This is a genomic window from Pedobacter sp. AK013, from assembly GCF_014205835.1.
In the GTDB taxonomy this organism is placed as follows: domain Bacteria; phylum Bacteroidota; class Bacteroidia; order Sphingobacteriales; family Sphingobacteriaceae; genus Pedobacter.
In genome coordinates this window covers 1-11,407 of the sequence record NZ_JACHCQ010000066.1, presented here as the reverse complement: position 1 = coordinate 11,407, position 11,407 = coordinate 1, and the positions used below count along the sequence as shown (strand labels likewise).

The following is an 11,407-nucleotide window of genomic DNA, read 5'->3' as shown; positions in this document are numbered from 1 at the left end:
GAGACCTATGTCTATAACGGCACGACCTGGGTGTCCAACGGCAATATCCGCGGTCCGCAGGGAGCTCAAGGTATCCAAGGCCCTGCGGGAACTAACGGCACCAATGGCACGAACGGTACCAACGGTACTTCTGTAACCAGCGGTACGACTTTGCCGGCTACCGGCACTAACGGAGACACGTTCATAAATACGACTACGGGTGAGACCTATGTCTATAACGGCACGACCTGGGTGTCCAACGGCAATATCCGTGGTCCACAGGGAGCAGCAGGTACCAACGGAACCAATGGCACGAACGGTAAATCGATGCTAAGTGGAACGACAGTTCCAGGAGCTGGGACAGGTGTCGATGGCGATACCTATGTAGATACGACAACCGGTTTAACCTATACCAAAATAGGTGGTACCTGGGCATTAGACGGTGGAACATTAAAAGGTCCAGCAGGAGCTACGGGTCCTCAGGGTCCAGCAGGAACTACAGCTACCGTAACCGCAGATAATGGTTTAACCAAAACTGCAGATAATATCCAATTAGGTGGCGGCTTAATTAAAGCAACTGATATAGTAACAGATGCTACTAATACTTTAGCTGTTAAAGGCCTACAAACTGGTTCAAATAGCGATAATCTTGTTGTTACAGATCCAGTTACAGGTGTATTAAGAGCAATTTCTCCATCATCTTTTGTCAATATATACAATGCAAATGGTTCGCTAACAAATAGCAGAGTAGTAAATTTAGCGGGAAATAGCCTTAGGTTTACTGCACCAGAAAGAGATATTTTTTTTGACAATAATGGTCGTATTGGCATTGTAGCAAAAGATACTAATGAAGCAGATATGTATTTGAGTTCAGGTTCCGGACCTACTTATAATCGTTTTGATATCCAGTCTTTTCCAATTGGTCAGATTAATTTAACGGCAGCCGGGGCGGGAGTTCAACAACTGTTGATAACTACCCACATGACAACAGATCCAGCACCGTTAGTATTTTCAACAAGTGCAGGTGGCAATACTTCGGGAGCCGAAAGAATGCGTATTACAGGTGAGGGTTTAGTGGGTATAGCTACCGCCTCCGATGCTCCTTCAGAACAATTTGATGTTGGATCTGGAAATGTTCGAATTAGAGATATTAACGGCCTGGCAGGAAATACTGCAACAGACAAGGTAGTGGTAGCTGATGCAGACGGCGTTTTAAAAACAGTTAGCCCAAGCTATAGCCAAGTATTAGTGGGAGGAGACGGCATAGATGCCATTACAACTCCAGTTACAATTTCCACCAATGGTGCTGGTACTACATCAACGGTTATGGCAACAAAAACATTCACCATCACCAGAAAATCTGCTGTCACATTTTCTTATAACCTTGGTGTTGGTTCTATTTCTAGTAGTAATGGAAATCCAATAACTGATGGATTGCCTAAAAATATTCGTGCTCAATTAGTATGGCAAGCACTTCCAAGTGGAACCTCTTTTACAGTGGGCGGCCTAATTCAATCAAACTCATTCCCCTTTACGGCCACTGCTTCAGGCGGAGCAAATGGGTATTATACTAATGGCAGCTCTAGAACAATAGTTTTAAATCCAGGTACTTATGGGGTTAATTTGGTGGCACAGCTTTTTGCTAATGATGCAAATGGTGTTAGTGCTACTTTCGGAGGATATGTAGCTGATCAATTCGATATTGTTGCTATTCCCATTGAGTAACGAGGTTTTGTAGAGAAGTAATAAACAGTGCTTATATCACTGAAAACGAACGGAGCTAAAAAATGAAAAATTATAGATACCTAATTATCCTTTTTGTTAGCCTGCTATTTAGCTTGAAAATACAGGTAAAAGCACAAAACGGAGCTGGAAGTGTTACGGTAGATAATTCTGCAGTGGTGATAGAAAAAGGTACTATTGAACAGCGTTTTGCCGAGGGCAATTACTTTGGTCCAGAAGCTGACTGGGTAATAGACGGTACTTTGGAGATATATAGTAGGAATATTTGGATTGCAGCAGGAGCTAAGTTTAGCGGTACTGGTAAAATTATTATTTACAATCCCGGCAACAATCCTTACTACTTAGATATGCCAGCTGGCCCTACTTACATAGATGGCAATAATGGTGCCTTTATTAAGCTGCTGATCGAACATCGAAATGCCAGCAATGCAGTATTGGCAGATGTTGAGGATCCGGGGTATGGCACTACAAATCCCTCTGGTGCGGCTTCGGCTTCGCTGAACATTGGAAAGGAACTTAACCTAGCGGTTGATGGTGCAGATATGATACTTAACGGCCATAACCTTTCTTTTGACGGCAATGGCAAGATTACTGGCTACAGCGCCGATAGGATGGTGGTAACCGGCAACAGCACAGCTGGCCATATGGTAAAAGAATATCCCAGGGCTGGTTCTTTTGTATTTCCCGTTGGTATAGCAGAAAGAGATTATACACCGGCCACCTTAACTACAAAATCTGCAGGCAAGCTATTCGTAAGCGTGCAAGACTATGCTGCCTCAGCGCTTGGGGGCATTAAACCCAACACCGGCATAGACCGAATATGGCATATTTACGCCGATGCCCCGTTATGGGCAGATGTTACTTTGCAGCATAACCAAAGCACTAACGAGTCGCTGTTCAAAGATGCTGTTGCGGGCATTGCACAGTACGTTGCCGTAAATAAATGGGATATTGCCAAGAGCCTCAATCCGAATATTGGCGTCCACACCCGTCTTAATATGGCAATGGCCACCAACCCGATGGATAAAAACGTTTGGTTCACCAAATTTTCTGTTTCTGGCAGTACATTGGCTATCCCCAACCTTTATACGCCCAATGGCGATGGTACTAACGATACCTTCGAAATCCGTGGATTGGAACTGTTTGCAGAGAATGATATCGCCATTGTTAATCGTTGGGGCAACGAAGTATACAAGGCCAGCAATTATAAGAATAACTGGACCGGCGAAGGCCTAAACGAAGGCACCTATTTCTATGTGCTACGAGTGAAGGAAGTTGCTGGTGGCGAGTGGCAGGTATTTAAGGGTTATGTCACTTTAGTGAGGGCTTTTAAGAAGTAAAGGTAAGATGGGGCAATAGTGAGGCATTTTGGAGACGGGTGTTCAGCGTTGAGCATGGCTAGGGCACAATGAAGGGTTTCCTTGGCCTCACAAAAACAACCAATAAAAATGAAACGATCAATCATAAAAAAGTTATTAACAGCTGGCCTGTTACAGCTCGTCTTCGGTTTGGCCTATGGCCAACAGGATGCGCAGTTTAGCCAGTACATGTTCAACGGCATTTATATTAATCCCGCCTATGCGGGCTACCGCGAGCAATTGAATGTGCATGCATTTTACCGGAGCCAATGGACTGGCATCAATGGTGCTCCACAAACCATGTCGGTAGCAGTTGATGCCATTGCCAACAACGGCAATGTAGGGCTTGCCTTGCAACTATCGAGCGACAGGCTCGGTGCACAACGTAACGAGTCTGCCTATGCCAGCTATGCCTATCGTATTCGTACCAATGCAGATGGAAGCTCGAGATTGGCCTTTGGTGTAGGCGTAGGAGCCGTGCAATTGGGCATCAACGGTGCTTTACTGAACCCCAATGATCCTGAAATTTCCCAACCTTTGGGCATGCAGAGTACTATAGTTCCCGATGCCAGAGCTGGGGTCTACTATTCAAGCGATCGGTTTTATGCTGGCTTGAGCGCTGATAACCTTATTTCGCAATATATCGATATTGATAGGTATGCCTTTATACCCAAGCCCAAACCACATTATTACCTCACGGCTGGAGCATTATTCCCTATGTCGCAACAGATATTGCTCAAACCTTCTTTTTTGCTAAAGGATGACAGGGGCGGACCTACCAGTTTAGATATAAATGCTTTTCTGATCATGGCAGATAGGATATGGATTGGCGGTTCGTACCGTACGGGTGTAAAACTCTATAATAAAGACTATTTGCAGAATGACTTGAGCAGCCTTAACTCGGCAGTGGCTGCAATACAGGTATTTGCAACAAGCAATCTTAGGATAGGCTATGCCTACGATTTCTCTATCGGACCCCTGCAAAGCTACAGTGGCGGTACGCACGAAATTTCGATCAGCTATTTTTTTAATAAACGAAATGCAAGAATGCTAAGTCCGAGATATTTTTAAGAGAAATGGAGTTTACCCAGATGAAAAAAACGCTATTTATAGGGATCATTTTATGGAGTTTGTCTACAAGCATAATGGCGCAATACGTAGTAAACGAAGCCGATAAGCAATTCGAACTGTTCAACTATGTGAAAGCAATAGACCTTTACGAGCAGGCATGGAAGAAAAAGGAGGCTTTGCGTACGGCCGAGCGTTTGGCAATGGCTTATCAGGCTATACAAAACTATAAAGAAGCCGAGAGTTGGGGTGCCGTTGCTGCCAATATGCCGGGAAGTTCGCCTGCTAACAGGCTGAGCTATGCAAAAGCGTTGCTGGCCAATGGAAAATACAGCGAAGCCAAACAACAGTACCGTCGATATGCTGCATTAGCAACAAACACCATAAGTGCAAAGCAGTTGGATACCTGGATACTTTCTTGCGATTCGGCCATACAATGGATGCGCTCTCCCAAGCCTGTAAACATTGAAAACTCAAAGTTATTGAATAGTGCCCGCTCAGATTGGGGGCTGGCAATTTATGCCGGATATACGGTGTTCAGCTCAGATCGCATAGATAAATCAGAAAAAAACAAGGTGTCGGAGCATAAGCCGTTCCTAAAATTTGATGGCTCCAAATTCCCTGATAAAAATACTTATGGCTGGACCGGCAATGGCTATTTTCGTCTTTATGCTAAAGTCGCTGCACAAGATAGCATATCGCTTTTTCCGTTGCCTGCACAAACAGATTATCATATCGGAGCTGCAAGTTTCAGCGCAGATGGCAGCGAAGTATATTTTACCTTAACCCGGATCCCAAAACTTGGTAGCGAAAGAAACAAACTGCTTACCATTAATGTAGAAATCTATAGCAGCAAAAATGTGGAAGGAAAATGGAGCAGGCCCGTACCTTTTGCTTACAATAAGGTAGAAGAATATTCAGTTGGAGATCCTTATTTAGCTAGAGACGGCAATACCCTATATTTCTCTTCCAATATGCCTGGTGGTATGGGCGGAACAGACCTTTATGCCTGTTTTCGCACAAACGGGGGAGATTGGGGGCAACCTATGAATCTCAGAGAAGTAAATACGGAGGGCAACGAACGTACCCCGGTTTTTGACAGAGACGGCAACCTATATTTTAGTAGCGACGGCCGTATCGGCATGGGCGGATTAGACATCTTTAAGGCAAGCAAAAGCAAAAAAGGTACTGGCATTGGTAACATAGACAATTTGGGCTATCCCATCAATTCGCCACAAGATGATTTTGCATTTAACCCCAACATAGGCGACGGCAGAATTTATTTTGCATCTAACCGTATAGGAGGTATGGGGGGCGACGATATTTATAGCTATGTTCAACAAAAAGTATCAATAGCGCTTAAACTTAAAGGCGTTGTTTACCATAAGGAAACAAAGCTTCCTTTAAAAAATGCCACGGTAGGCTTGGCCAAAATGGACGGTAGCGATTTAAAGGTTGAAACAGATAGTTTGGGCAGGTTCAGCTTTGATCTGCAAGAAAGATCAGTTTACGAACTAACCGCCGATAAAACAGGTTTCAGAAGTGATAAAGAGCAGATTTCTACTATAGGGTTAGAAAAATCTGGCATACTTGAAAAACAGCTTTACCTAGATACTATTGCTATCAATAAGCCGATCAGATTAGAGAATATCTATTATGATTTTGATAAGGCCAACATTAGGACAGATGCAGCCGTTGAGCTGGATAAATTGGTGAAGATTATGCAGGATAATCCTACTATCTGGATCGAACTGGGCTCGCACACTGATAGCAGGGGCAACGATCAGTACAACCAGCGGTTGTCACAGCGCAGGGCCAATTCTGCCGTGCAGTACATTATAGACAGAGGCATTGCCAAGAATAGGATTACGGCCAAGGGCTATGGCGAGAGCCGATTATTGAATGAATGTACCAACGGTGTAAAATGTACCGAGGCCGAACACCAGCTTAACCGGAGAACTGAATTTAAAATAACCAAACAATAAGCTAATAAAAGATACTGGCCAAGCAAGACATATCAGTAACAAATAGGGATGATTTTATTGTTTCTGCATGGCCCTTTTAAAAACTACAAATTTGAATTTTAGAGCTATGAGTTGCATGTTAAAAACGAGATGCAATTTGTCGTCTAGGGAGCTGTGAAGCTGGTCTACAAGAGCATTTATGTCAAGCTTGAGAAAAGGTGGACAGTGGATAATTGGGATACACACTTTCTTTTATAAGCTTATATTTTAAGATTACAGAAAGTAAGGAGCTTAATACTCAATTTGATTTTTGAAACTGTCACACCATTTCGCTTTAAAGTGGTTCTTCCCCAATTTTGGTGGTCAATCCGGTGCTAACACTAATCTTTTTCTGAGTGAATCGAAGCTTGCCCTTCCATACATTTGATGTTTAATAGTCTTCAGTTTGTTAACATTGCCTTCAACTGGACCATTGCTCCAATTATCTAGTGTATTTCTAATTTTGTGGCTTGTAAAATAATATATCTTTTTTGAATTAGAAAGGTTTACAACATATTGTCATTTTTGTTATGCATCAAGATAGTTTTTAATATATGATGTGTCTAAATTGAGCTGTCCGTTTGAAAACCGTTGACTGCCCAATAAGAATGGAATGGGTTATCAAAACCGCCCCTTAGTGTATAAGAATATCCATTTTTCACCTGAATACGAAAAATGGTCTAAAGGAAACTCACATAAAAAAACGTTACAGATACGTTACGGAACAAAATTTTGAAGATTGGGAAAAAGTGATTATATTGCTTCTGTAAGTCAGAAACAAAGATTTTTGTCCTTTTTAGGACGGATAAGGTAGAAGACTCATAATCTTTTGGTCCCTGGTTCGAGCCCAGGTGGGCCCACCCAAGTGGGCAAACACGTTTTTACGTCGTTTGTCCACTTTTTTTTGTCCGGTAATTCGCTGGAAATGTGGCTGATAAGTGACACTAAATTATTAAGCCGAGCGGTTCGATGTTCCTTTCCATTAAAACTTAATTTTTCAGGAAAGATCGAACCAATTATAGTTCTTTTTAGCGGTGTTTCTGCTCCCTGATAGAATGAACACAGATTTACAAGTACTTTGGCTGCTTTTTTCAATTCGAGATCGATATTTACCTTTGGTGCAGATATTTCAAACAACTTTTTCTCCAGATCAACAATTTCTTCTTCACATTCTGTTTTGATTATTCTATAATCGTTACTATCAAAATCCCGTTTTAGAAGTAATTCTCTGGCATTCCTGACTTTAATATTCAGGGCATCAATTTTTTCGACAAGTTCTTTTCTGCTCTCACCTAGTTCAGAAAAATCATTTTGATACATTTCGTTGACAACTAAAAGGCATACTTCATCTGTACCGGGCTTGGGAATAAAATCTTTTAAACGGTTAACAATAGCCTTGTTAACTATATCGGCTTTGTATCTGCAACCGCAGGCTGATGAACAGTGGTAGTAGGAGTAGTACCGTCCTCTGCCTTTTGAGGCACTGCCTGTTAATATTCGGGTGCATCGTGAGCAAAGTAAAAAGCCTCTCAAAGGAAGCTGATCCGTGGATGAAATTTTCGCACCTTTTGGTCCATGCTTAGAACGGCCATCCATAATATCCTGAACTTTATAAAATAGTTGTTCTGAAACCAATCCCTGATGGATTCCAGGTACCAGAGCACTCTGCTCATCCTTGTATTTCGGTATGAATATTTTACCGCAGTAGACCGGATTTCTCATGGCAACCAAAAAATTGTTTTTGCAACATTTTAATCCCTCAACCCTGAGGGCTTTCCAGACCTGTTCTGTTGAATGAATGCCCAGGGAGATTGTTTCGAACCCGTTTTTCATCAAGGTAGCCTCTGGTTCTCTGGGAACGATCATTTTCTTGCCGTCTTCAGTGGTGATGTTTTTATAACCAACGGGTGCTGAAGCCATCCATCTGCCTTCTTTTCTTGCTTTGCGCATCCCGTTGATGACGTTAAGTGCCCTGCGGTCATTTTCTACTTCCGGAGTGGAAAGGTAGATGGCTAGCATTAGTTTGTTTTCTGGAATAGATAAATCCAATGGCTGCTCTATTGCCTGTGGTTCAATTCCTAATCTCCGCAGAATGCTGATCATTTGGTAGGCATCTCCGGCATTTCGGCTGAAACGATCCCATTTGGTAAACAGAATAAGGTCGCTGAATTTTCCTTTTGTTTTTTTGAGATCTGACAGCAATATCTCCCAGGCTGGCCGGTTAAATGTTTTGGCCGAATGGTCTTCATGTATGATCTTTCTAACCTTGATATCGTTGAACTCACAATATCGTTTTAAACGTTCTTCCTGATCTCGTTGGGAGTAGCCTTTTTCGGCCTGTTCATCGGTGCTGACTCTGATGTATAAATCTGCAATTTTCATGATTTAAATACTTGTTTAAGCCATAATTTAGCGAATTTTCGATAGAATTCCAATATCTCTCTGGCCTCTTCGAGTGTAACAATTGTGCCATGTTTAGCTAAGACTTTTTTTACTTTTTCAGGTGTTACTACTCGTTTTTTCTGATGCATTTATCTCTTCCTCCGCACAATAATTGGAAGAAAAGGGTAGTATGTTTAACAATGAAATTGGGGAGTACCGAAGGAATTATTTGTCGGTACTAAATATTTAGATAAAAATATAATCTGTTCGATTATGGTACTGAAACTTTTTTAACGAAATGCACATATGGAGCGAATCCGTCTTATTTGTAAAATTAAATTGAACAAATAAGTTTTCGGTTAAAAAAGAGCAAAAATGTATATTGCATTAACGATATGAAACATATAAAGAAAAAATTTCTCGGCAAGGTACGGGTTTCAGAAGAAGTTGTGAGCTCATTAAACCAGATGACAGTTTCAGCTCCACCCAAAGCGACTGATCTTAGTGGAATGGTTGCATGGGGACTTAATGACGATAATGAATTTATTTCCATGTTCCAATTAAAGGATGGTAAAAATACCTACATAATGCCCGAACCTGATCTAGTTATCTGCCTATTTGAGATGGGGAGACAAAATGCCATAAGAATTCCCGATCTGAGAAAAAAACTTCTATCGTCCCTCAACAGCACACATGATACTTTTGTTAGTACCAACGACTTTTATGCAGCTGCCTCTATTGCATCAACTTCGCTGATTAACGCTATGGAATCCTACATTAATCGTATTATTCCAAACGATTTTAGATATGAAGTAGAGACGGTAAAAAATACCGTTATACAGAATAAAAAACAACTGGAGCGGAATGCCAGCTTTGAGGAGAAGATTAAATATATTGTCCCTCAGGCATTGCAAAAGGTGTTTCATACGACTTATTCATCACAATATGATTCGATCATTTCACTTAAAAAGCTCAGGGATGAAATGACCCATATGAAGTCATATAGTGAGGAGAAAAAACCATTGAGCTATGCTGAGATTTATAACATGGCCTTTAAAATAGATTATCTGAAAGCGCTCAATGCAGTAAAAACCTATTTTAACTACTACACGGACAACTTGATTGAACCTTGTCCGTGTGGTAGTGATTTTTAATGATTCGGCTAAAAAAATCTACAAAATATGTTTGAATATAATCCTGGAAGTTTAGGAGCGGCAAGTTCATGAGCGGTCCCACAAATAACAACCATTACGTTCCATGCTTTTGGTCGGCATTGTGGAACACTGAATATTATGACCTCAAAATTGCAGGAGCCAACGCTCCCAGTGCGAGGACACAGATGTTACATGTTTTGAATATTAAGTCAGATACAATCTACTCATGCAAAGCCGAGAAAATATTTTATAAGGAAAGACTTGGTCATATACCAATTACACGCGAAGAATATTTGGAACTTACTAAATTCGATGGTTCGCCTCCAAAGGAGCAAAACCTATTTGATGATGATAACAGCATTGTGATAATGGATATTGAAAACCACTTTTCAATGTTTGAAGAATCCATTGGCTACGAATCTATATTCCGGCTAATGAAAGATCATCGTAGTATAGACAACTATGGGAGTAAGGTAGAAATTTCCGCATTCCTTTTTTACCATCCGTATAGAGCTTCCCGTTATTTGCTAGATTTATTCGAAAAGTATTCTGCATCCGAAAATAATAGGCTTGACGCGTTCTACGAATGGAAATACTTTATGAACAAAGATAGTCACGCATTGGCTATTACCCAGATTTTGGAAGGAAAATGGACTGTGTATGCTTTGGAAAGATTTAGTTTTCCGATATGCGACAACCCAGTATTAAACGACGGAAAGAAAATTTATGCAATAATTTCTCCGAAACATCTAATTACGGTTGACCTTCTAGAAAAAAGTGACATAACACATTTTAAGAATACAATTGGATATATAGAGTATAAAAGACTGCTTAGAAAAATTATCACAAATACAGATTCGGTGATAGCCCATACTAATAAGGATACTCTAGAACGGCTTCAAAAATCAAATTTCTGGAAAAAGACTCGGCAAATAAAGAAGTGATGATTTTAATAACCGGAATTTTCGGAGCAAACGGCAAAACTGTCCATAATTCTTTTCAATTGTACTATCTTCGTCAAAGCGCTTCAAAAAATGAATATAATCTTTATTGGTTTCAAAGAGACTGACAATGACTACTATAAAAGTGTCCTAAAATCTGTTTCAAATGAAAATGAGCTATCATTTTACTATAAGGCAGATGATGCATTTAACGCATTTAGAAACCTTATTATTCCTTTTCAAGCTCATGTCGATCTAATCATTGCCAAATTTAACCTGGATGGCTATGAGTTTGCGGAGTTCGTGGATTTTTTTAGAAATAGTTTGGAAACGTATTCATACCACAATTTTAAATTGTCAGCTATTCCGATTGTAATCTTTCAAGATGAAGTATCCAATGATGTAAATTCTTATGACGTAAGTAATGTTATTCATCAATCTGATGCTGAAAATGGTATTAAGTTTTTACAGATGGTCAAAGACACGGTGAAAAATTGGCGTAAGCAAATTTATAATGATCTAGAAATCCTTGGTGTCGGTTTGGATTATAGTTTTAATAAAATTGATCTTGGTTATACTGTTAAGGTTAAATCGCATCAAACTGAAATTCTTTCTGCATCTTTTGTTCTTAAACAAGCAAATCTTCCATATCTGTGGTTAAATAAAGACTTTTTTGAAATAGAGTGTATATTTCGGAGAAACTGACCATGTGATTCCGTGGCAAACTGACCACCTGAATTGCTAGCGAACGATTGCAGCAGATGCTATAGGTATGGTGT

The 11,407-nt window shown here is 40.5% G+C and carries 8 protein-coding genes and 1 pseudogene; 7 read left to right on the top strand and 2 right to left on the bottom strand.

What is annotated here, in order from left to right:
• From HDC90_RS24945 to HDC90_RS24930, 4 genes and pseudogenes are all read left to right on the top strand, one after another.
• Nucleotides 1-1,704: pseudogene (locus HDC90_RS24945) on the top strand (hypothetical protein); the annotation flags it as partial.
• Nucleotides 1,705-1,766: 62 nt separating this feature from the next.
• Entirely contained in the window at nt 1,767-3,062 is a 1,296-nt protein-coding gene (locus HDC90_RS24940) for a gliding motility-associated C-terminal domain-containing protein (protein WP_184471318.1), read from the top strand.
• Between the two features lie 108 nt (nt 3,063-3,170).
• Nucleotides 3,171-4,151, top strand: a complete 981-nt coding sequence (locus HDC90_RS24935) for a type IX secretion system membrane protein PorP/SprF (protein WP_184471316.1) — start codon at nt 3,171-3,173, stop codon at nt 4,149-4,151.
• A 20-nt stretch (nt 4,152-4,171) separates the two neighbouring features.
• Entirely contained in the window at nt 4,172-6,133 is a 1,962-nt protein-coding gene (locus HDC90_RS24930; protein ID WP_184471314.1) for an OmpA family protein, read from the top strand.
• A gap of 342 nt (nt 6,134-6,475) precedes the next feature.
• Here HDC90_RS24930 and HDC90_RS24925 read toward each other — a convergent pair whose 3' ends face one another.
• Together HDC90_RS24925 and HDC90_RS24920 are read right to left on the bottom strand one after the other, a co-directional pair.
• The gene (locus tag HDC90_RS24925) at nt 6,476-6,637 is read right to left on the bottom strand and encodes a transposase (RefSeq protein ID WP_184471320.1); all 162 of its coding nucleotides are present in this window, start codon (nt 6,635-6,637) and stop codon (nt 6,476-6,478) included.
• A gap of 333 nt (nt 6,638-6,970) precedes the next feature.
• Nucleotides 6,971-8,533 (bottom strand): recombinase family protein, encoded by a 1,563-nt coding sequence (locus HDC90_RS24920; protein WP_184471312.1) that lies wholly within the window; start codon nt 8,531-8,533, stop codon nt 6,971-6,973.
• Nucleotides 8,534-8,928: 395 nt separating this feature from the next.
• Between HDC90_RS24920 and HDC90_RS24915 the strand changes: the two genes are divergently transcribed.
• The 3 genes from HDC90_RS24915 (at nt 8,929) to HDC90_RS24905 (ending at nt 11,333) form a co-directional block, all read left to right on the top strand.
• On the top strand, nt 8,929-9,687 hold the full coding sequence (locus HDC90_RS24915; protein WP_184471310.1) for a hypothetical protein: 759 nt from the start codon (nt 8,929-8,931) through the stop codon (nt 9,685-9,687).
• 68 nt (nt 9,688-9,755) lie between these two features.
• Entirely contained in the window at nt 9,756-10,631 is an 876-nt protein-coding gene (locus HDC90_RS24910) for a hypothetical protein (protein ID WP_184471308.1), read from the top strand.
• A gap of 90 nt (nt 10,632-10,721) precedes the next feature.
• Nucleotides 10,722-11,333 carry a hypothetical protein gene (locus tag HDC90_RS24905; protein WP_184471306.1) on the top strand — a complete coding sequence of 204 codons (612 nt, stop codon included), beginning with the start codon at nt 10,722-10,724 and terminating at the stop codon, nt 11,331-11,333.
• Nucleotides 11,334-11,407 lie beyond the last annotated feature (74 nt).